This is a genomic window from Amycolatopsis sp. NPDC039088 (assembly GCF_055598845.1).
Genome location: NZ_JBVKAE010000025.1, coordinates 74,833 through 97,372, shown reverse-complemented (window position 1 = coordinate 97,372; position 22,540 = coordinate 74,833). Strand labels below are relative to the sequence as shown.

16 protein-coding genes and 1 riboswitch are annotated in these 22,540 nt (G+C 66.9%); of the genes, 5 read left to right on the top strand and 11 right to left on the bottom strand.

What is annotated here, in order from left to right; genetic code table 11:
• Positions 1-49 precede the first annotated feature (49 nt).
• Together ACZ7KI_RS28820 and ACZ7KI_RS28815 are read left to right on the top strand one after the other, a co-directional pair.
• Entirely contained in the window at positions 50-2,035 is a 1,986-nt protein-coding gene (locus ACZ7KI_RS28820; protein WP_470276195.1) for an SDR family oxidoreductase, read from the top strand.
• A 113-nt stretch (positions 2,036-2,148) separates the two neighbouring features.
• Complete coding sequence (locus ACZ7KI_RS28815) at positions 2,149-3,963, top strand: hypothetical protein (protein WP_470276194.1); 1,815 nt, start codon at positions 2,149-2,151, stop codon at positions 3,961-3,963.
• Positions 3,964-3,967: 4 nt separating this feature from the next.
• On the opposite strand, the gene ACZ7KI_RS28810 is transcribed toward ACZ7KI_RS28815, so the two are convergent.
• A complete protein-coding gene (locus ACZ7KI_RS28810) occupies positions 3,968-5,296 on the bottom strand; it encodes an aminotransferase-like domain-containing protein (RefSeq protein WP_470276193.1) in 1,329 nt (442 codons plus the stop codon).
• An 87-nt stretch (positions 5,297-5,383) separates the two neighbouring features.
• Between ACZ7KI_RS28810 and ACZ7KI_RS28805 the strand changes: the two genes are divergently transcribed.
• The 3 genes from ACZ7KI_RS28805 (at position 5,384) to ACZ7KI_RS28795 (ending at position 9,600) form a co-directional block, all read left to right on the top strand.
• A complete protein-coding gene (locus ACZ7KI_RS28805) occupies positions 5,384-6,211 on the top strand; it encodes an ABC transporter ATP-binding protein (protein WP_465504466.1) in 828 nt (275 codons plus the stop codon).
• Positions 6,212-6,527: 316 nt separating this feature from the next.
• Positions 6,528-8,801 carry an NACHT domain-containing protein gene (locus ACZ7KI_RS28800; RefSeq protein WP_470276192.1) on the top strand — a complete coding sequence of 758 codons (2,274 nt, stop codon included), beginning with the start codon at positions 6,528-6,530 and terminating at the stop codon, positions 8,799-8,801.
• A 142-nt stretch (positions 8,802-8,943) separates the two neighbouring features.
• A complete protein-coding gene (locus ACZ7KI_RS28795) occupies positions 8,944-9,600 on the top strand; it encodes an O-methyltransferase (protein WP_465504465.1) in 657 nt (218 codons plus the stop codon).
• Positions 9,601-9,784: 184 nt separating this feature from the next.
• Here ACZ7KI_RS28795 and ACZ7KI_RS28790 read toward each other — a convergent pair whose 3' ends face one another.
• The 10 genes from ACZ7KI_RS28790 to ACZ7KI_RS28745 all read right to left on the bottom strand — a co-directional run bounded on the left by ACZ7KI_RS28790 (position 9,785) and on the right by ACZ7KI_RS28745 (position 22,537).
• Positions 9,785-11,725, bottom strand: coding sequence for a transglycosylase domain-containing protein (locus ACZ7KI_RS28790; RefSeq protein WP_470276191.1), 1,941 nt, complete (start codon positions 11,723-11,725; stop codon positions 9,785-9,787).
• A gap of 152 nt (positions 11,726-11,877) precedes the next feature.
• Complete coding sequence (locus ACZ7KI_RS28785) at positions 11,878-12,600, bottom strand: FadR/GntR family transcriptional regulator (RefSeq protein WP_470276190.1); 723 nt, start codon at positions 12,598-12,600, stop codon at positions 11,878-11,880.
• 88 nt (positions 12,601-12,688) lie between these two features.
• The gene (locus tag ACZ7KI_RS28780) at positions 12,689-14,062 is read right to left on the bottom strand and encodes an L-serine ammonia-lyase (protein WP_470276189.1); all 1,374 of its coding nucleotides are present in this window, start codon (positions 14,060-14,062) and stop codon (positions 12,689-12,691) included.
• Between the two features lie 16 nt (positions 14,063-14,078).
• Positions 14,079-15,080 (bottom strand): lipoyl synthase, encoded by a 1,002-nt coding sequence (lipA, locus tag ACZ7KI_RS28775; protein ID WP_470276188.1) that lies wholly within the window; start codon positions 15,078-15,080, stop codon positions 14,079-14,081.
• The gene (gene glyA / locus ACZ7KI_RS28770; RefSeq protein WP_470276187.1) at positions 15,077-16,345 is read right to left on the bottom strand and encodes a serine hydroxymethyltransferase; all 1,269 of its coding nucleotides are present in this window, start codon (positions 16,343-16,345) and stop codon (positions 15,077-15,079) included. Before glyA ends, lipA begins: the two co-directional genes overlap by 4 nt.
• 1 nt (position 16,346) lies before the next feature.
• The gene (gcvH, locus tag ACZ7KI_RS28765; RefSeq protein WP_465460971.1) at positions 16,347-16,724 is read right to left on the bottom strand and encodes a glycine cleavage system protein GcvH; all 378 of its coding nucleotides are present in this window, start codon (positions 16,722-16,724) and stop codon (positions 16,347-16,349) included.
• Positions 16,725-16,741: 17 nt separating this feature from the next.
• Entirely contained in the window at positions 16,742-17,833 is a 1,092-nt protein-coding gene (gene gcvT / locus ACZ7KI_RS28760; protein ID WP_470276186.1) for a glycine cleavage system aminomethyltransferase GcvT, read from the bottom strand.
• 8 nt (positions 17,834-17,841) lie between these two features.
• Positions 17,842-20,676 carry an aminomethyl-transferring glycine dehydrogenase gene (gene gcvP / locus ACZ7KI_RS28755; protein WP_470276185.1) on the bottom strand — a complete coding sequence of 945 codons (2,835 nt, stop codon included), beginning with the start codon at positions 20,674-20,676 and terminating at the stop codon, positions 17,842-17,844.
• Between the two features lie 141 nt (positions 20,677-20,817).
• Positions 20,818-20,911, bottom strand: a riboswitch (glycine riboswitch).
• Positions 20,912-21,036: 125 nt separating this feature from the next.
• Complete coding sequence (locus ACZ7KI_RS28750; protein ID WP_470276184.1) at positions 21,037-21,411, bottom strand: four-helix bundle copper-binding protein; 375 nt, start codon at positions 21,409-21,411, stop codon at positions 21,037-21,039.
• Positions 21,412-21,769: 358 nt separating this feature from the next.
• Entirely contained in the window at positions 21,770-22,537 is a 768-nt protein-coding gene (locus tag ACZ7KI_RS28745; protein WP_470276183.1) for a 3-oxoacyl-ACP reductase, read from the bottom strand.
• Between the last annotated feature and the right edge of the window lie 3 nt (positions 22,538-22,540).

The following is a 22,540-nucleotide window of genomic DNA, read 5'->3' as shown; positions in this document are numbered from 1 at the left end:
TTCCTACTTCCGAGTAGGTAGAGTCTGCTCCGTTCGGAAGGAGCAGGCCATGACCACCTACTTCGTGACGGGCGCGACGGGCTTTCTGGGAAAACGCCTGGTCGCGCGCCTACTGCGGCGACCGGAGACCGCAGCCGTCCACGTTCTCGTGAGGGAGACCTCACGCGGGAAGCTCCCGAGCCACGAGAAGCTCGTTCCCGTCACCGGCGATCTGACCGAACCCACGCTGGGCATCGACCCCGCCAAGGTGGGTCCCCTCGACCACGTCGTGCACCTGGGCGCGATCTACGACCTCACCGCGGACGAGGCGGCCAACCGCGCCGCCAACGTCGACGGCACCCGCAACGTCCTGGAGTTCGCCGCCGCCGCGAACACCGGGCTCTTCCACCACGTCTCTTCGATCGCGGTCGCCGGGCAGTACGCCGGGCGTTTCACCGAAGCCGACTTCGACCTCGGCCAGAGCTTCGCGTCGCCGTACCACGCGACGAAGTTCGAGGCCGAGAAACTCGTGCGACGGCACGGGAAGACGCCGTTCCGCGTGTACCGGCCGTCCGCCGTGGCCGGTGATTCGCGCACCGGTGAAATGGACAAGATCGACGGCCCGTACTACTTCCTCCCGGCGATCTCGCGTCTCGCCGCGCTGCAACAAAAACTACGCCTTCGCCTTCCTTTGGCCGCCCCGGATCTCGGCGCCACGAACATCGTGCCGGTCGACTACGTCGTCGAAGCGATGGAACACCTCATGCACGTCGACGCGCCCAGTGGCAGCACCTACCATCTCGCGTCGCCGCGCCCCCAGCCACTGCACGAGGTCTACAACGCCTTCGCGCGGGCCGCGGGCGCGCCGAAGATCTCCGCCGTCCTTCCGCCGCGACCGTCCGGAGCGCTCAAGCGCGCCGGAACCCGCCTGGCGAAGTCCGCGGCGGCCGGTGTGGACCGGCTCCCCGGCGGCCGTTCCGCCCGCGCGGCGGTGCTGAAGGAACTCGGCATCCCGCTCGAAGTCCTGCCGCATCTGAGCATGGAGGTCGACTTCGACACGAGCGCGACCACGGCGGCGCTCGAAGGCAGCGGAATCACCTTGCCCCCGTTGAAGGAGTACGCCGGTCCGCTCTACCGGTACTGGCTCGGGCAGCTCGACCCCGATCGCGGCCGCCGCCGTCCGGGACCGGAACCGCTCGACGGCCGCAAGGTGCTGATCACCGGCGCCTCTTCGGGGATCGGGCGAGCGTCCGCGCTGGCCGTCGCCGCGAAGGGCGCCGACGTGATCCTCGTGGCCAGGCGCGCCGACCAACTCGAAGAGGTCCGCGAACAGATCGTCGCGGCGGGCGGGAAGGCGTCCGCGTACCCGTGCGACCTCACCGACGGCGACGCGGTCGACGCGCTGGTCAAGGACGTGCTCGCCGCGCACGGCGCGGTCGACATGCTGGTCAACAACGCGGGCCGCTCGATCCGGCGCTCGCTTTCGCTGTCCACCGAACGGTTCCACGACTTCGAGCGCACGATGGCGATCAACTACTTCGGCCCCGTGCGGCTGATCCTCGGCCTGCTGCCGTCGATGACGGAACGCGGCTTCGGCCACGTCGTCAACGTGACCACGCAAGGACTGCAGACGGACACCCCGCGGTTCTCCGCTTACCTCGCGTCGAAGGCGGCGCTGGAGGAGTTCGGGCTGACCGCCGGCCGGGAAACGCTTTCCGACGGGATCACCTTCACCTCCGTGCGGATGCCGCTGGTGCGCACCGACATGATCGCGCCGACCGGCTCCTACCGCGGCATGCCGGCGAGTTCGCCCGAGCGCGCCGCCGGTCTCGTGGTGAAAGCCCTCGAAGAACGACCGGAGATCTTGAACCTGCCCGAAGGCAAGGCCGCCGAATTGGTGACCCTCGTCGCACCCAAGACGACCCGGTTCTTCGCGCATCTCGTTTACCGCGCGATGCCGGAGTCCGCCCCGGAAACCCGTGGCCTGCCCAAAAAGGCTCCGCTCGCGTCGGTCGCGGGCGCGGTCACCAGGCTGGTCTGGCGCCGCCGTCCCTGACTTCCCCGCGGCCGGGCTCGATCGGGGGACTCCCCCGGCCGCTACCATCGGTTTCCGATACGCCGGGGTCGGCGGGCACGGGCCGAGGTAGGGACGAGCCGGGAAGGGGCAGTGTGGAAGTCGCCAGTCCCCCGCTGCCGACCGGACCGGATACGGCGGTGGTGCGTCCGTCCAGGACAGTGCTGCGGCTTTCCCTGCACGCGGCCTGGGTTCTGGCGCTCGCCGTCGCCACCGAACTGCGCGTGGGGCGCTTCGGTTTCCATCCCTCGGACCAGGGTTTCATCCTCGCCCAGGCGTGGCGGGTGCTGCACGGCGAGGTGCCGCACTCCGACATCATCTCCGCCCGGCCGCTGGGTTCGGCCTACCTGCATGTCGTCGACTTCGTCCTGCCGGGACCGTTGTTCTTCGTCTCCAGCGTGCTCAGCATGCTGGAGATCATCCTGGCGACCATCGCGTTCGCCGTGCTGGTCACCCGGCGCCGCGTCCGCGACTGGGGGCCGGGGCTCACCGGGCTGACGGCGGCCGCCTCGCTGGTGAACCTCAACGCCTTCCCGCTGATGGCGTGGCACACGATCGACGGCATCTTCCTGACCGCCTGCGGCGCCTGGGCGCTGGATTCGGGACTGCGCAACGGCAAGGCGTGGCCACGACGACTGGGGCTGGTCCTGCTGGGGACCGCGGTGTTCGTCAAACAGAGCTTCGCGCCGGTGCCCGTGATCGCGCTGGTCTGGCTGTTGTCGCATCCGTCGACGCGGGATGGCGCTTTCCGCGCCGGGCGCTGGTGGGGGCGGCTGGCATGGGATCTGCTGGCGCTCGGCGCTTTCCTTCTCTTCTACCTCGGAATCGTCACGATCGACGGTGGGCTCGCCGCGATGGCCGAGCAGCTCACCGGCGGCGTTCCCGCGTACGGTGAACGGCTTCTCGGGCTGTGGGTGGAAAATCCCGAGACCCTCATGCTGCCACCGGTACGGGGCTTGACCTTCTTCGCGATCGCGGGCGTGCTTCTCGCTCTGCTCGCGATCTTCCGCGACCGCGCCGGACTCACCGGCGCGGTCCTCGCCCGGCTGCTGCTACTGGCGGGCATGGCGGTGCTGGTCGGCACCGTCGTGGATGGACACTTCACCGGCGCGTCCCGCTGGGCGGACGTCCTCTGGTGGATCCTCGGGGTCGCGCTGCTGGTCAACTGGGTGGCGGCACGGCGGTTCCCGCGGATGGGCGCGCTGGTCTTCGCGACCGGCTTCATGACGAGTCTGTCGTGGGGGAACGACACCCCGACGCTGTTCACCGGAACGCTGGCGCTGACGGCGATCCTGCTGCTGGCCGACGCGCTGCCGCCGATGCCCGCGCCGTCCCGCGGGATCGGCCTCGCCGGCGCGACGGCCATGGGGCTGGTCGCGGTGCTGGCGTCGGGCTGGGCCGTCGTCGCGCACCACGACGAAGCCGCGTACCTCGACATGGCACACGAGAAGCTGACCGGTGACCTCGGCACGGTGACGCCATCGATGCGGGGCATCCGGACCAACCCCGGCACTTTCACCTACGTAGCCCAGATCCGGGACTGCGTCACCCGGTTCCCCGCGGCGCGCACGGCGATCCTGCCCGACAACCCGTTCGCCTACCCCGCGTTCGGCCTGCGCAACCCGTTCCCGCTGGAATGGCCGCTGCCGCTGGAGATCGTCGCCGACGCTCCACAACGGATGTTCACGACCGCGGACGACCTCAACCGCGACGGCGACTACCTGGTGCTGTTCCAGACCGTGAGCACGCCGTCCCTGACCAGGGGCGGTCCGGTGCCCGCCGAGGTCGCGGCCGACGCGCCGATCTTCGACTACCTGGGGCTGGAAAACGCGCTGCGGTCCCGGCTCACCGGGCAGACCGTCACCTGCGGCAGCTTCATCGGCAAGTGGGCTCCCGGCCCGCGCCCCTGACGCGTCAGTCGACGCCGCCGTCTTCGGGACGGCCGGTGGCGAGCCCGGAGAGGACGTCCAAGGCGGCCGAAAGCGTCTCGAGGGGCGGCGACGACACCGCGAGCCGCACCGCGTTCGGCGCGTGCCCCGGGACGACGGCGAACGCGGCCGCCGGAGTGACCGCGATCCCGCGCCGCGCGGCCGCGGCGACGAAGGTCTCGGCACGCCAGTGCTCGGGGAGTTCCCACCAGCAGTGATACGCCCGCGGATCCGCGCGCAGCGTGAACCCGGCCAGCCGGGCCGCCGTCACCCGCTGGCGTTCGGCGGCGTCGAGTCGTTTGGCCCGCTCGACCGTTTCCAGGGTGCCGCCGGTGATCCACCGGGTGGCGGCTTCGACGGCGAACCGGGGCGCGACCCAGCCGCCCGAGCGCACCGCCGCGGCGAGCCGCTCCGTCCATTCCGCCGGGACGGCGAGGAAACCGGTGGTCAGCCCGGGCGCGAGCCGTTTGGACATGCTGTCGGCGAACACCGTGCGTTCCGGCGCGTACGTCGCGAACGGACGGACCTCAGGCCGGAGGAAGGTGTAGATCCCGTCCTCGATCACCGGGATGTCCAGCCGTCGCACGGTTTCCGCCAGCGCGACGCGCCGTCCTTCGTCCATTGTGGACCCCAGCGGGTTGTGCAGCGTGGGCTGGACGTAGAGCGCGCGGACGGGCGCGGCGGCGTGCGCGGCTTCCAGCGCTTCGGGTACGAGGCCCTGGTCATCGGTCTCGATGGGGGCCAGCTGAGCGCCGAGCCGTCCGGCGAGCGCTTTGACCACGGGATACGTGATCGCCTCGACCGCGAGCCGTTCCCCCATCGGCACGAAGGCGGCGATGGCGGCCGCGATGGCCTCGCGGCCGCTACCCGCGAAGAGGACCTCCGGCTCCCAACCGTCCTTCGCGAAGAGCCCGGCAACGGCGTCCCTGGCCTGCTTCGAGCCGGTGACACTTCCCGGGCGGAGCGCCGCCGACAGGACGTCGTCACGCAGCAGCGGCTCCAGCGCCTTCCCGACCAGCGCGGTTTGCTCCGGGAGGACGGCGAAGTTGAGTTCGAGGTCGATCAGCGCGCCCCCAGGCTCGGCGAGCGCGGGCTCCAGCGGCGGCCTCGCGGCGCGGACGAACGTGCCGCGGCCGACCTCGCCGACCACGACGCCTCTCCGGACGAGTTCGCCGTACACCCTGGCGGCCGTCGAATTCGCGATTCCGCGTTCGCGGGCGAACCTCCGCTGCGGCGGCAGCCGGTCACCCGGACGCAGCCTCCCGGCCTCGATGTCGGCGGAGATCTCGTCCGCGACTATCCGGTAGTCCTCCACGCCTCATGATGTCATCGGAGGAGGTTGTGAGCCGACTGCGACCTACGGAACACCACAAAGGCGAGCGCCTAGGTTAGCCTAACCTGCGTGGAGACCGTGGAAACCCTCACCGAGCAGAGCACGACGTCCCGCCTGCACGCGGACGCGCTGACGCTCGCCTACGACGGCCGGACCGTGGCCGAAGACCTCGGGGTGGTCATCCCCGACCGGTCGTTCACCGTCATCGTCGGCCCGAACGCCTGTGGGAAGACGACCCTGCTGCGCGCGCTCGCGCGGATGCTCAAACCCCGGCAGGGTTCGGTGTTCCTCGACGGCCAGGTGATCAGCTCGTTCCCCGCCAAGGAGGTCGCGCGGCGGCTCGGCCTGCTGCCGCAGAGTTCGATCGCGCCCGACGGCATCACCGTCGCCGACCTAGTCGCGCGCGGCCGGTACCCGCACCAGCGGCTGCTGCGCCAGTGGTCCCGTGAGGACGCCACCGTGGTCGCGGAGTCCATGCGAGCCACCGGCGTCGACGACCTCGCCGAGCGGCTGGTCGACGAACTGTCCGGCGGCCAGCGGCAGCGCGTCTGGATGGCGATGGCGCTCGCACAGGAGACCGACCTCCTGCTGCTCGACGAGCCGACGACCTATCTGGACATCGCGCATCAGATGGACATCCTCGACCTGTGCGCGCAGCTGCATCAGGAACAGGGCCGCACACTGGTCGCGGTGCTGCACGACCTCAACCACGCGGCCCGGTACGCGACGCACATGATCGCGATGCGGGACGGCGAGGTCCTGGCGACCGGAGCGCCCGAAGAGGTCGTGACCGCCGACAACGTCGAAAAGATCTTCGAACTGCCGTGCCGGGTCATGCCGTGCCCCGAGACCGGGACGCCGCTGGTCATCCCGAAAGCCGGCCGCCGCGCCGCCTGATCGCGGTGAAGCCAGCCTTACAGTAGGCGCATCACGATGTGCGACGGCGAGCTCACCATGACAACCGCTGACGTTAGCAACCTCCAGCAAGCTGACAGATAGAGCAAGGTGGCGTGGCATTGAAGTACATTGAACACATTGAATACAAATGACTACCAAGGGCAGCTAAGACTGCATCAGACGCTCTCGGGTGACACGGCTGACACAACCCTGCCCGAGACTTCGATTGCATCACGTTCATAACTTTGCGTAACAGACAGACCGATATTTTACGAGTCAGCTAGTACCCCGTCACCGAGAGGTTGGTGCTGCTGAATTGAGTTCTGAAACCGGCGCGGACTTTGAGAGCCGCGCACTAGAGATCGCTCGCGCAATCTACGACCCCCTAGGAATGCAGGGATCCGCAAATCGCGACGGACGCGAACGAGACGCCGTCTTCGTCAACGACGAATCAATCCAAGTATTTGAATTTACAACTCGTCGCGATAAGGCAAAGGCCGAGAAGGACGCCGAAAAACTTCGCGACATTGTCAGAAGCCTCGGCCGACTGCAAGAAAATAGATACAAGGCGATTAAAGGATGGTTTGTCACCCGAGAGGAGCCCACAGCAGACCAGCGTGGAGCGGTCGAAGCTGAATCACGCAAGTACAGCGTGCCAATCTTTGCAATAAGTATCGCTACCCTGAAGAAGCGCATATGCGATGCAGATGGTTATCTGAGGTGCCGCGACGACGCGCCCTTTGGAAGTGTTGCGTACACTTCATCTACAATTTCATTAAAGGCCGAAGTGGCACCGAAATTTCGCGCATCGGACGGCAATGCAATATCAGTCTCGGAAATGAGCGAGAAGGTAGCAGCAGGACAGCGAATCCTCCTCAGCGGCGAGTTTGGAGTAGGCAAAAGCTATGCACTCAAGCAGCTATACGAAGACCTAAAAAAGAAATATCGAAAGTCTGCCACCAGAGATCTATTTCCGGTACACATCAACCTTCGAGATTGCGTAGGCCTGCGAACATCCGCAGAAATCCTTCGACGCCACTCCGAAGAAATCGGGTTCAATGGAGACCGCGGACTCATTTCAGCATGGCGCTCCGGCGCATGCACCCTCCTTCTTGATGGATTCGATGAAGTTGCCCCCGCACGCTGGATGGGCGGGGTGTCGGACTTGAAGTCGGTACGCTGGCAAGCACTGTCTGCAATTCGCAACTTAATCCAGGAAGCACCTCCGCAGGCAGGTATCCTAATTTGTGGTCGATCCCATTATTTTTCGTCTTATTCCGAAATGCTCGAAACTCTCGGATTTGAGCACGCGACTCAGCGATATCGAATCGAGGACTTCACCGACGAGCAACTAAAATTGTACATGGCCAAGGTAAGTGATAAGTTCGCCATTCCAGAATGGATCCCCAATCGCCCCCTTCTTCTAGCTTACCTGCATTCCCTCGGCGCACTTGAGCCGAATTCAACACAAGCAGCAAGAACACCAGCGGAAGCATGGCGTTCGATGCTCGCGTCCATATGCACTCGCGAAGCAAAGATGTTCTCCGCGGTTCGGCCAGAAATGATCCAGCAGATAATCGCCCGGGTCGCCACCCTCGCCCGCTCGCGAGGCGGAGACCTTGGCCCCGTAAAGATGGCAGACATGGAACGGGCGTTTCTCGAGGTTAACAGCTACAGGCCGGATGAAGAAGGTGTCCAACTACTCTTGAGACTGCCCGGGCTTGCACTACTAGAAGACTCGTCACATGACGACTCACGCGTCTTTGTAGACAGAGCGATAGCGTCCACAGCTTATGGCGAGGATCTAGCAACGTATACAATCGACTTCAGGAATGAAAGGCATCCACTCGCCAACTCAGCCAGTTGGGTTACAGCAGCAAATGATCTGTCAGTAGAAGTAGCAGCCCACAGTCTAGGCCAGCAAGGAATCACCAAGCGCGCCCTGCAAGCGGCCATGCAACATCGAGAGGCCAGCGGCTGGCTCGACGCGGTCATTTTTGACCTTGTCCGCGTTGTCGACGATATGTTTCCCGATGACAACGAAGCAAGTGGCTATATGGTAGACGGTGTTTTGATCGAGCACCTGTCGGTGGACGGCGGAAACCTACTCACAAATACTACTTTTAGAGATTGCCTAATAAATCATCTCGATCTCAGCAATGTTGCAGACGCCGGTGCCTGCCCAACATTCCAGGACTGCATGATCGGCTTCGTTGATGGTTTTGCTTCGATACCAGCTTGGCTCCAGCGGAGAATACCAGAGTCTACTATTGTAGATGAATTTTCAACTAATTCGCAGACCACTGCGGGAATCCTTCGCATGCCGATTGACCCTGAAAACGCGGTTGCGCTCACTATTCTCAAAAAGATCTATTCGCAGGCGGGATCCGGCAGAAAAGAAGAGGCGCTCTATCGAGGCCTTGATCAAGTGAGACAACAGCTCGTTCCAGGCGTAATTGAAAAATTGCTATCGAGAGATTTTATGCGGCGAAATTCCTCGGGTAAAAATACTCTCTACATTCCCGTAAAAGGAAGAGGGGCAGAAGCTCGCCAATACCTCGAAGCCCCCAGTACTTTTCATCTAAAGTAGTTTGACACCCAATTAAGTCGTCTAGGTCGTTCCTGGATCTGGCGATCACAAAGAGGCGGTTCGTTCTAGGATACTCGTCTATAGATCCTGGAACGCGCCGCCTCATCAGTCCTAGAACCAGTAGGCTGGCGTTGGAGGTGCCATGTCACAGCAACTGTGGTCCGAAGTGGACGAGTACCTGTCCGGGGTGCTCGTCCCGTCCGATCCCGCTCTCGAAGCCGCGCTGAAGGCCTCGGAAGAGGCCGGGCTCCCCTCGATCGCCGTCGCGCCGAACCAGGGGAAGCTGCTCAACCTGCTGGCCAGGATGATCGGCGCGCGGTCCATCCTGGAAATCGGCACACTCGGCGGCTACAGCACGATCTGGCTCGCGCGCGCCCTGCCGCCGCAAGGCAAACTCGTCACGCTCGAGTTCGATCCGAAGCACGCCGCCGTCGCGCGGGAGAACATCGACACGGCCGGGCTCGGCGGGCTGGTCGACGTTCGCGTCGGCAAGGCGCTGGACCTCCTGCCGTCGGTCGAGGGCCCGATCGATCTGGCGTTCATCGACGCCGACAAGGTCAACAACCCGGCCTACTTCGAAGCGTCGCTGAAAATCGTCCGGCCCGGCGGCGTGATCGTGGTCGACAACGTCGTCCGCGGCGGCGCGGTGGCCAACGCCGCCAGCGAAGACCCGAACATCCAGGGGATCCGGCGGCTGCACGAGATGATCTCCACCGAACCACGCGTCGACGCGACGGCGTTCCAGACGGTCGGCGCGAAGGGTTACGACGGGCTGACCATCGCGCTCGTGAAGTCCTAGCCCGGGTGGTGGGGGGGGGGGGGGGGGGGGGGGGGGGGGGGGGGGGGGGGGGGGGGGGGGGGGGGTTTTTTTTTTTTTTTTTTTTTTTTTTTTTTTTTTTTTTTTTTTTTTTTTTCTCCCCCCCCCCCCCCCCCCCCCCACGACCAACTTGACCCACCCGGCACCGGCGCCGTGCTCGCCTGAGTCACCGGGTCGGTGCCGGAGCCGCCTGCGTCTCGGCGGGTTCCGCCCACCGCACCGGAAGCCCCTGGTGGTAGCCGCTCATGAAGCGCTGCCACATCTCGGCCGGGATGGTCTTGCCGGTCAGCTTCTCCCCGGCGGCGTCCCGCATCCGGCGTGGTTCGTCCGAGCCGACCCAGACCGCCGTCGAAAGCTGCGGCGTGTACCCGACCGCCCAGCCACTGGCGTTGTCGTCGGTTTCGTTGAACCGGAAGTCGGCGGTCTTCAACGCCGCCGGGCGGCCCTGCAGACCGGTGATCAGCACGCGGCTGATCGTGCCGGCGATCCGGCGGCTCAGCGACTCGTCGTCGTCGAACGCGGGCGCCTTGTCCGGCGGCCGCTCCCACACGATCTCGCCGTGCTCGTCCCGGATCTTCGACACCAGATGCGGGGTGGCGCGCATACCCTCGGCGGCGAACGTCGCGTAGGCACCGGCCATGTCGCTGGGCCGCAAGGGATAGCGGCCGACCGCGATTCCGGGTCCGATCAGGAACCCGTCCTTCTCGCGCAGGGTCACCGCGCCGTCGACGGCCTCCGGGATACCCGCCGCGCGGGCGCCGTTCCGGACCGCTTCCGCGCCGAGTCGTTTCGCCAGGTCGACGAACGGTCCCTGGGCATCCCGTGCGAGCGCGTCGCGCAGTGTGCACTTCCCGGCCTCACCGCACTGGTCCTGGAATTTGAAGGTCTCGCCGAGGAAATCGACCTGGGGCGGCGGTTTCACCGGTTCGTCCACGTTGACGCCCTGCCTGAGTCCGGCGGCGAGAGTGAAGGGATGGAAGGCCGAACCGGTGCCGTACGGCGTGCCCGCGTAGTCGTGCACACTCCAGCCGCCACCGTTGTACGCGCGGATGGCGCCGGTCCCGGGTTCGACCGCGACCAGCGAGGCACGGAAGTGTTCCGGCTGCCCCTGCAGCCGCTCCTTGACCACCTTCTCGGCCGAGGCCTGCGCACGCGGGTCGATGGTCGTCTCGACCTTCATCGCGCCGCCGCGGAGCCGGTCCAGCGGGAAGCCCACTTGTTCCAACTCGGCGAGGACCTGCTGCTTGATGTGGTACTTCTCGTAGGTGACGCGGCCGGCGCGGGTCTCCGAGGGCGCCTGGACGGCGTCCTCCGGATAGGTCATCGTGACCGCTTCGGCCTGGCTGACGTAACCGCGGGCGACCAGCTTGTTCACCACGTACGACCAGCGCTTCATGGCGTGCTCGTGGGTGGAGGCGTACGGGTCGTGCACCGAGGGCGACTGGATCATCCCGGCGAGGAAGGCCGCCTCGCTCCACGTCATCGAGTCGTCGAGTTTGCGGCCGAAGTAGGCGTTCATCGCCGACGCCGGGCCGTAGGTGCCGCGGCCGAACGAGATGATGTTGACGTAGCTCTCGAAGATCTCCTTCTTGGTCTGCTGCTGGGTGATCTTCGTGGCGAGCACCAGTTCGGAGAACTTGCGGGTGAGGGTGGCGTCCTCATTGCCGGTGGACTTCTTGATGTACTGCTGGGTGATGCCCGAGCCACCGCCGACACCGGTCACCAGCGCGCGGCCGAGTCCGGTGAGGTCGAAGCCCTCGTTGTCCCAGAAGGTCGGGTCCTCGGTCGCGACGATCGCGTCGCGCAGCTTCGGCGGGATGGCGTCGTAGGGCACGAACAGCCGGTCTCCGCCGGGCGGGACCACCTTGAGCAGTTCGGAACCGTCGGCGTTCTGCAGGACGACGGTCTTGTCGAGGTCCGCGAGCACCTCCTGGGGGCTGCGGACGTCGAGCAGGACGTACGCGATCCCGAACGCGACGACCGGGATGCCGATCAGGAGGCCGAACGTCCAGGCGGCGATCCGGCGCCACCTGCGTTTCTTCCCTTCCGGCGCCGGGGTTGCCGTGGTTTCCGACTCGGGTGCGGTTTCGTCATCCGGGTTTTCCACGCAGGCTAAGACGGCCGACCGAGGGAAAAGGTTGTGGGAAAATCACCAGATCGTGGCTTGACTCCCGCATTTCGTCCTCTAAATGCGGTGGTTCGCGATGCCAACTACCGCATTTAGAGGACGAAACGCGGGGTGGGGTGCCCGGAAAGAGGTCAGGCGAGGAAGGCGCGAAGCAGCGAAGCGGTGCCTTCGACGTGCTCGGTCATCGCCTGGCGAGCCGCCTCGGGATCCCCGGCGAGGATCGCGTCGACGATGGCCTCGTGCTGGGCGTTGGAGTGCTCGAGGTTCGGTTCGAGCAGCGGGATCATGTCGAGCAGCTGATTGACCCGCGTCCGCGCGTCGGCCATCGCCGTTGTCAGCGAGCCGGACGCGGTGACCTCGGCGATCGCGAGATGCAGCCGCGAATCCTTGCGCCGGTAATCGCCGAGGTCGGCCGCGGCGGCCTCGGCGAGGGTGCCGGTCAGGTGCTGGCGGTCGGCCGGGGTGAGGGAACGCGACGCCGCCATCTCGGCGGCACCCGTCTCCAGGACGTGCCGCAGGCCGAGCGCGTCCTCCAAGGTGGCGTTGTCGACCTTCCGCCCGTCGGCGGCGGGTGGATCGGGCAGGACGTCGTTGACGAACGTGCCGCCATAACGCCCGCGCCGCGATTCGACGTAGCCGGCGTCGGCCAGCGCGCGGATCGCTTCCCGCAGCGTCACCCGGCTGACGCCCAGCCGGTCGGCGAGTTCCCGTTCCGAAGGCAGCCGCTCCCCCGCGCCCACCACGCCGAGCCGGATCGCCTGGAGCAGCCTTTCGACGGTCTCCTCGAAGGCGTTGCCCGCGCGCACCGGGCGGAACAGCGCGTCACCCGCGTTCACGACCGTGCTCGACTCCACTCCCCGAGTTTAGGCCGCCCGCGTTTCGTCCTCTGGATGCGGTAGTTGCACACGCATGGACCGCATCCAGAGGACTAAATGCGAGAGGTCAGCACTCGATGACGTTGACGGCGAGGCCGCCGCGCGCGGTCTCCTTGTACTTCACGCTCATGTCGGCTCCGGTCTCTCGCATGGTCTTGATCGCCTTGTCCAGCGTCACGACATGCGAACCGTCGCCGCGCATCGCCATCCGCGCGGCGTGGATCGCCTTGGACGCGCCGACGGCGTTGCGCTCGATGCACGGGATCTGCACCAGCCCGCCGACCGGGTCGCAGGTCAGCCCCAGGTGGTGTTCGACGCCGATCTCGGCGGCGTTCTCCACCTGCGCGGGCGAGCCGCCGAGGACCTCGGTGAGCGCGGCGGCGGCCATCGCGCTGGCCGAACCGACCTCGCCCTGGCAACCGACTTCGGCACCGGAGATCGAACCCGTCTGCTTGAGGATCGAGCCGATCGCGCCCGCGGTGAGCATGAACGTCACGATGCCGTCGTCCGACGACCCGCGGATGAACCGCTGGTAGTAATGCAGAACGGCGGGGATGATCCCGGCGGCGCCGTTGGTCGGGGCCGTGACGACACGGCCGCCCGCGGCGTTCTCCTCGTTGACCGCCAGCGCGTACAGGCTCACCCAGTCCATGGCGTACAGCGGATCGCCGACGCCGTCTTCGGCGAGCAGCTTCTCGTGCAACGCCTTCGCCCTGCGCGGCACCTTCAGCCCGCCTGGCAGGACGCCTTCGTGCTCGCAGCCGTTGCGCACGCACTCCACCATGACCTGCCAGATCTCCAGCAGGCCTTCACGGACCTCCTCGCGCGTGCGCCAGGAGAGTTCGTTGCGCAGCATGATCTCGCTGATCGGCAGCCCGGTGTCCGCGCAGTGCTTCAGCAGATCCGCGCCGGTGCGGAACGGGAATTCCAGCCGGGTCGAGTCCTCGACGACGACGGTGTCGGTCTCGTAGGACTCGTCGCGGACGAAGCCGCCGCCGACGGAGTAGTAGGTGCGCTCGCGCAGCACCTTCCCGTCACCGTCGAACGCGCGGAAGATCATCCCGTTCGGATGCGCCGGCAACGACTTCCGCCGGTGCATGGTGAGGTCGGTGTCCTCGACGAACACGATCTCGTGCTCGCCCCGCACCCGCAGCCTGCCCGATTCCCGGATCCCGGCGATCTTGCCCGGCACCGTGCCGGTGTCGATCTCCTCCGGACGCTCCCCGGAAAGCCCGAGCAGGACGGCCTTGTCACTGCCGTGCCCGAACCCGGTCGCGCCCAGCGAACCGAAAAGCTCCGACTGGACGCGGGTCGTGGCCGTCAGGTCGCCGTCGGCGGCCAGACCGTCCACAAAGGTCAACGCCGCCCGCATCGGGCCCACCGTATGGGAGCTGGAGGGGCCTATGCCGATCGAAAACAGGTCGAAGACGCTGATCGCCATTGATCTGCCCTCCTTCCTATCTGGCCAGCAGTGAGCTGGCTTCCTGTGCTGCGGGGCCTTCGGCGGCCAGGTGTGCGAGGTTCTCCGACAGCGGCTCGCCGCGGTGAGCCTTGGTCTGCGCGAACAACCGCCCCGCCCGGTACGACGACCGCACCAACGGTCCGGCCATCACACCGGCGAAACTCATCGCCTCGGCGGCGTTGGAGTGCTCGACGAACTCCTCGGGCTTGACCCAGCGGTCCACCGGATGATGCCGGGGTGAGGGCCGCAGGTACTGGGTGATCGTCAAGATCTCGCAGCCCGCGTCGACCAGATCCTTCATCGCGGGCGCGACCTCGTCGGGGGTCTCGCCCATACCGAGGATGAGGTTCGACTTCGTCACCAGGCCGGCCTCACGAGCCTTCGTGATGACCTCCAGCGACCGCGCATACCGGAAACCAGGCCGAATCCGCTTGAAAATCCGCGGCACCGTCTCCACGTTGTGCGCCAACACCTCCGGCCGCGACCCGAACACCTCAGCCAACTGATCAGGATCGGCGTTGAAGTCCGGAATCAACAACTCCACACCCGTACCGGGATTCAACGCGTGAATCTGACGCACGGTCTCCGCATACAACCACGCACCACCGTCATCCAGGTCATCGCGCGCGACACCGGTCACCGTCGAATACCGCAACCCCATCGCCTGCACCGACTCCGCCACCTTGCGCGGCTCAGTCCGATCCAACGCAGCAGGCTTACCCGTGTCGATCTGACAGAAATCACAACGCCGCGTGCACTGATCCCCACCGATCAGGAACGTCGCCTCACGATCCTCCCAGCACTCGTAAATGTTGGGACAGCCCGCTTCCTCGCACACGGTGTGAAGACCTTCACGCTTGACCAGACCCTTGAGCTCGGTGAACTCCGGACCCATCCGCGCCCGGGTCTTGATCCACGACGGCTTCTTCTCGATCGGAGTCTGCGCGTTGCGGACTTCGAGCCGGAGAAGTTTGCGCCCCTCGGGGACCGCGCTCATCGGTTGAGGTCCGCGTACAGCGGGTGCTTCTTCGCCAGCAGTTCGACGCGAGCGGACAGCGACTGGCGCAGATCCTCGTCGAAGTCGGGGCGCAACGCCTCGGCGATGATGTCGCCGACCTCGGCGAAGTCCTCGGCGCCGAAGCCGCGGGTCGCGAGCGCCGGGGTGCCGATCCGCAGGCCCGAGGTGACCATCGGCGGGCGCGGGTCGAACGGGACGGCGTTGCGGTTGACCGTGATACCGACCGAATGCAGCCGGTCCTCGGCCTGCTGACCGTCCAAAGTGGAGTTGACCAGATCGACGAGCACCAGGTGCACGTCGGTGCCGCCGGTCAGCACGCGGACGCCCGCTTCGGCGCAGTCGGTGCGCGAAAGGCGGTCGGCCAGGATCTTCGCGCCTTCGAGCACGCGCTGCTGACGCTCGCGGAACTCTTCGCTCGCGGCGACCTTCAGCGCGACGGCCTTGGCGGCGATGACGTGCTCCAGCGGGCCGCCCTGCTGGCCTGGGAACACCGCCGAGTTGATCTTCTTGGCGAGTTCCTGGCGGCACAGGATGATGCCGCCGCGCGGGCCGCCGAGGGTCTTGTGCGTGGTCGTGGTGACGATGTCCGCGTACGGCACGGGGCTCGGGTGCAGCCCGGCGGCGACGAGACCGGCGAAGTGCGCCATGTCGACCATGACCTTCGCGCCGACCTCGTCGGCGATGCGGCGGAACTCGGCGAAGTCGAGCTGACGCGGGTACGCCGACCAGCCGGCGATGATCAGCTTCGGCTTGTGCTCCTTGGCCAGCCGCTCGATCTCCGCGACATCGACGATGCCGGTCTCTTTGTCGACATGGTAGGCGACGACGTTGTAGAGCTTGCCGGAGAAGTTGATCTTCATCCCATGGGTCAGGTGACCGCCGTGGGCGAGGTCGAGACCGAGGATGGTGTCGCCGGGGTTGAGCACGGCGACCATGGCGGCGGCGTTGGCCTGCGCGCCCGAATGCGGCTGGACGTTGGCGTGCTCGGCGCCGAACAGGGCCTTCGCGCGGTCGATCGCCAGCTGCTCGATGACGTCGACGTGCTCGCAACCGCCGTAGTAGCGGCGGCCGGGGTAGCCCTCGGCGTACTTGTTGGTCAGCACCGAACCCTGCGCCTCGAGCACGCCCACCGGGGCGAAGTTCTCCGACGCGATCATTTCCAGGGTCGACTGCTGGCGGTCGAGTTCGGCGGCGACGGCCGCGGCGACCTCGGGGTCCACTTCGGACAGGGAGGAATTGAACATCTCAGCTCTCCTGGGTGAGCACGGCGTAGGCCTGGGCGTCGAGCAGGGCGGGCACGTCGCCGGACAGACGCACCTTCAGGAGCCATCCTTCGGTGTACGGGTCCGAGTTGATGACCTCGGGGGTGTCCGTTGTGGTCTCGTTCACCTCGACGACCTCGCCGTCCACGGGCGCGTACAGCTCGCTGACGGATTTGGTCGACTCGACCTCGCCGAACACCTCGCCGCCGGTGACCGTGTCACCGACCGAGGGCAGCTGGACGAACACGATGTCACCGAGCGACTCGGCGGCGAAGGCGGTGATACCCACGGTGGCGACGCCGTCCTCGACGCGCAGCCACTCGTGTTCCTTCGTGTACTTCAGGTCCTGGGGGATGCTCATGGTCGTTCAAGGGCCTTTCAGGCGCGGGAGTAGAAGGGCAGGGCGACGACCTCGACGGGTTCGATACGACCCCGGATGTCGACGGAAAGCTCGGTGCCGGGTTCGGAGTGCTCCCGGTCCACATAGGCCATGGCGATCGGGTAGCCCAGGGTGGGCGAAAGGGCACCGCTGGTGACCTCGCCGATCTCGGTCTCGCCCGCCAGGACGGTGTAGCCGTGACGCGGGGCACGGCGGCCGGAGCCCTTGAGCCCGACGCGCACGCGGGGAACGTCCTTCTTGGACAGTTCCTCGAGCGCGGCCTTGCCGACGAAGTCACCAGGCTTCTCGAACTTGACGACGCGGCCGAGACCGGCTTCGAACGGGCTCAGCTGGAGGCTGAGTTCGTTGCCGTACAACGGCATTCCAGCTTCCAGGCGCAGGGTGTCGCGGCAGGCGAGGCCGGCCGGGAGCAGGCCGTGCGGCTCGCCCGCGTCGGTCAGGATGCGCCAGACGGCGGGAGCCTCACCGGCCGGGACGTACAGCTCGAAGCCGTCCTCGCCGGTGTAGCCGGTGCGAGCCAGCAGGACGTCGTGACCCTTCACGACGGCCGGGACGCTCGCGTAGTACTTGAGCGCGCCGAGGTCGGCGTCGGTGACGGCGCCGAGGATCTCGACGGCCTTCGGGCCCTGGACGGCGATCAACGCGACGTCCTCGGACTTGTTTTCCACGACCGCGTCGAAGCCGGAGACTCGCTCGGCCAGCGCCTCGGCGACCACGTCGGCGTTGCCCGCGTTGGCGACGACCAGGAACTTCTCGTCGGCGAGGCGGTAGACGACCAGGTCGTCGAGCACGCCGCCGTTCTCGTCGCAGATCATCGTGTAGCGCGCCCGGCCCGGCTTGACGCCGGACAGGTTGCCGACCAGGGCGTAGTCCAGGGTCTCGGCAGCCTGCGGGCCGGTCACCTCGATCTCGGCCATATGCGAGAGGTCGAACAGCCCGGCCGCCTCGCGGACGGCCTTGTGCTCCGCCAGTTCGCTGCTGTAGCGGATCGGCATCGACCAGCCCGCGAAGTCGGTGAACAGCGCACCCAGTCCTTTGTGGACCCCGTGCAGGGACGTCTCTTTCGACATCAAGTGCCTCAGTTCTCGTAGGCGTTGAGCGGCGGGCAGGAGCAAACGAGGTTACGGTCCCCGCGCGCACCGTCGATGCGGCGCACCGGGGGCCAGTACTTGGCCTTGCGATTCACTCCGGCGGGGTACACCGCCAGTTCGCGGTCGTACGGCAGGTCCCAGTCGCCGACCAGGGTTTCCGCGGTGTGCGGGGCGTTGCGCAGCGGGCTGTTGTCCGCGGACCAGCGGCCCTGCGCGACGGCGTCGATCTCCGCGCGGATGGCGATCATCGCGTCGCAGAAACGGTCGATCTCGCCGAGGTCTTCGGACTCCGTCGGCTCGACCATCAGCGTGCCCGCGACCGGGAACGACATGGTCGGGGCGTGGAAGCCGTAGTCGATGAGGCGCTTCGCGACGTCGTCGACGCTGACGCCGGTCTCCTTGGTGAGCCCGCGCAGGTCGAGGATGCACTCGTGCGCGACCAAGCCGTCCTGGCCGGTGTACAGCACCGGGTAGTGCTGGTTGAGCCGCTTGGCCACGTAGTTCGCGGCGAGGACCGCGACCTGCGTCGCGGCGGTGAGCCCGCCCGCGCCCATCATGCGGACGTACGCCCACGAGATCGGCAGGATCGACGCCGAGCCGAACGGGGCGGCGCTGATCGGGCCGACGCCGGTTTCGGGACCCGCCTTCTCCAGCAGCGGGTGGTTCGGCAGGTACGGCGCGAGGTGCGCGCGGACCGCGACCGGGCCGACGCCGGGGCCGCCGCCACCGTGCGGGATGCAGAAGGTCTTGTGCAGGTTCAGGTGCGAGACGTCGCCGCCGAACTCACCCGGCTTCGCCAAGCCCAGCAGGGCGTTGAGGTTCGCGCCGTCGACGTAGACCTGGCCGCCCGCGTCGTGGACGATCTTGGCCAGCTCGTCGATGCCGTGCTCGTACACGCCGTGCGTGGACGGATACGTGACCATGATCGCGGACAGCGTGTCGCGGTTGGCGTCCACCTTCGCGCGCAGGTCGTCGAGGTCGACGTTGCCCTCGTCGGTGCACTTGACCACGACGACGCGCATCCCGGCCATGACGGCGGAGGCGGCGTTCGTACCGTGCGCGGACGACGGGATCAGACAGACCTCGCGTTCGGTCTGGCCGTTGGCGTGGTGGTAGGCGCGGATCGCCAGCAGACCGGCGAGTTCGCCCTGGCTGCCCGCGTTCGGCTGCAGCGACACCTTGTCGTAGCCGGTGACCTCGGCCAGCCAGCCGGCCAGCTGCTCGACCAGCACGTGGTAGCCCTCGGCGTCCTCGGCCGGGGCGAACGGGTGGATCCCCGCGAACTCGCGCCAGCTGATCGGCTCCATCTCGGTGGTGGCGTTGAGCTTCATCGTGCAGGAGCCGAGCGGGATCATGCCGCGGTCGAGCGCGTAGTCGAGGTCGGAGAGGCCGCGCAGATACCGCAGCATCGCGGTCTCGGAGCGGTGCGAGTGGAAGACCTCGTGGGTGAGGTACTCGCTCTCGCGCTCGAGGCCGGTGGGCAGCGCGCGGGCGTCGTCGGCGGCGGGGGTGTCGATGCCGAAGGCGTTGAGCACCTTGGCGATGATCGCGGGCGTGGTGACCTCGTCGACGGCGATGCGGACGTGGTCGGCGTCGACCGGGCCGAGGTTGATCCCGTTCTCACGGGCGACGGCGACGACGGCTTCAGCCTGGCCGGGCATGCGGGCGAGAACGGTGTCGAAAAAGCCCTCGTGGACGACTTCGACGCCCCCGGTGCGGAGAGCGTCCGCGAGACCGGCGGCGAGTCCGTGAACACGCGTCGCGATGCGCTTGAGGCCGTCGGGACCGTGGTAGACCGCGTACATCGCGGCCAGCACGGCGGGCAGGACCTGCGCGGTGCAGATGTTCGACGTCGCCTTCTCGCGGCGGATGTGCTGCTCACGGGTCTGCAGGGCGAGGCGGTACGCGGGGTTGCCGTCGGCGTCGACCGAGACCCCGACGAGGCGGCCCGGCAGCGAACGCTCCAGCCCGGCGCGGACGGCCATGAATCCGGCGTGCGGCCCGCCGTAGCCGAGCGGGACACCGAAGCGCTGCGTCGAACCGGCGGCGATGTCCGCGCCGAACTCACCCGGCGCGGTGACCAGCGTGAGGGCGAGCAGGTCGGCGGCGACGGTGTACAGCGCGCCGGCGGCCTTCGCGGTCTCGGAGATGGCGGAGTAGAAGCCCGCGCCACGCAGCACGCCGGAGGCACCCGGGTACTGGACGACGACGCCGAAGAACTCCTCGGGAAGGCCGGTGAGCAGGTCGCGGACCTCGACCTCGACACCCATCGCCTCGGCGCGGGTGCGCACGACCGCGATGGTCTGCGGCAGGCACTCGGCGTCGAGGACGACCTTGTTGGACTTCGCCTTCGACACGCGGCGCATCAGCATGACGGCCTCGGCGACAGCCGTGGACTCGTCGAGCAGGGAGGCGTTCGAGGTGGCGAGACCGGCCAACTCGGAGACCATGGTCTGGAAATTGAGGAGCGCTTCGAGGCGGCCCTGCGAGATCTCCGGCTGGTAGGGCGTGTACGCCGTGTACCAAGCCGGGTTCTCCAGCACGTTGCGGCGGATGACCGCCGGGGTGACCGTGTCGTGGAAGCCGAGACCGATCATCTGCGTCATCGGCTTGTTGAGCGCGGCGAGCGCGCGAAGCTCGGCGATGGCGTCCTCCTCGGACGCGGCCGGGGGAAGGTCCAGGTCACCGGTGACCCTGATCGCGGACGGCACGGCGGCCTGCACCAGGGCATCGAGGCTGCCGTAGCCGACCTCGGCGAGCATCTTGGCCTGCTCGGACTCCGAGGGGCCGATGTGCCGGTCGTCGAAGGACGTACTGGTCAAGGGAGCTCCTTGGGTCAGGCGCCGGATAGACCGGTGCGCTGGGAACTCCCCCTCTGTCATGGCACCTGAGAGTTTCACCGCACGGTAATGCGGCTTTCACCTTGGGTGAGACGCACTTGCGCGCCTGCTTTCCAGAGTGGCCTCGCGGAAGCGGTAGTGGATACCTGAGAGATTCCGGGGAGTTTGCTCCTTCGGTGCCCCACCACGTTCGTGAGGGCTCTCCCGCTCCAGCTCAACGGCCCTGTCTGAAGTTGTGCGCACACCGTACCTGGCGTGTTCGGCGCGCGTCTACTTCAGGCAGGACATGTCACTTGTGCCGTTCGCCCGGACACCCGATGTGCCCGGGCGCGGCTGGAGCGATCAGGCGTTCTCCATCATCATCTCGGCGGTGATGGTGCCGCACAGCTCGGCGCAGCGCGTCATCATGTCGGCGGCCTCGGCGAGTTCGGCGTCACCGGTCTTGGCACATTCCTGGGCGCACATGCGCATCATCTGGGAGGCCAGGCCGCACATCTTCGCGCACATGCGCATCATCTCGAGGTCGGCGACCATGGCCGAACAGCGCATCATCATATCGGCGCTCATCCGGGACATGTCCGCGCAGGTCACCATCATCATCCCGAGCTTGGCGCCGCCGACCTCCATGCAGCGGGTCATCATCTCCTCGCACCGGACGTGACACTCGTTGCACAGGTCGATGCAGTCACGCATGGCGGTGCTCATCTGCCGGGTCATTTCCGTGCCTCCGCTGTTCCAGGTCGCGGGAGCCGGACGGCTCCCGGTCCCAGACCTACAGCGCAGGTCAGCGGCGCGCCATCCCGGCCACCGGGACGAGTGACGCATGGGCCGCAACTTTGCTCGCGGTGAAGTACATGATGGCCGAGTTTCCTCGGCTGAGCCGAGGGAAGGGACCTTCACGCGCCGCCGTTGCGACTGGTGGTGCCACTGAGGCTCGTGGTGACCTTCCGGCAGAGAGCCATCAATCGGGCATTCGGTCACCAAGGAGGGTCCCTTGTGGACGGTCAGGGCGCGATTGACTCGTAGGCCACGCCGAAAAACTCCGGAGCACACATTCAGAGGACTAAATGCGGGATCAAAGAGGCGTGACGTAGGCGCCCGAGATCCCGCCGTCCACCAGGAACTGCGAAGCCGTGATGAACGAGGCGTCGTCGCTGGCCAGGAACGCGACCGCGGCCGCGATCTCCTCCGGTTCCGCGAACCGCCCGACCGGCACGTGCACCAGCCGTCGCGCGGCCCGCTCGGGGTCCTTCGCGAACAGTTCCTTCAGCAGCGGCGTGTTCACCGGGCCCGGGCACAGCGCGTTGACCCGGATGTTCTCCCGCGCGAACTGCACGCCCAGCTCCCGGCTCATCGCCAGCACCCCGCCCTTGGACGCGGTGTAAGAGATCTGCGACGTCGCCGCGCCCATCACCGCGACGAACGACGCCGTGTTGATGATCGATCCCTTGCCCTGCCGTTGCATATGCGGCAGCACGGCCTTGCAGCACAGGTACACCGAGGTCAGGTTGACCTTCTGCACCTTCTCCCAGGCGTCGATGCCCGTGGTCAGGATCGAGTCGTCTTCGGGCGGGGAGATGCCGGCGTTGTTGAACGCGACGTCGACCGAGCCGAATTCGTCCACTGTGGTCTGGAACAGGGTCTCGACCTGATCGGCGTCGGTGACGTCTGCCTGCACGAACAGGCCGCCGACCTCGTCGGCCGCGGCTTTGCCCGTCTCCGCGGAGATGTCGCCGATGACGACCTTCGCGCCCTCGCTCGCCAGCCTGCGGGCGGTGGCGAGTCCGATACCGCTGCTGCCGCCGGTGATGACCGCGACGCGGCCTTCGAAACGCTGCACCATTGC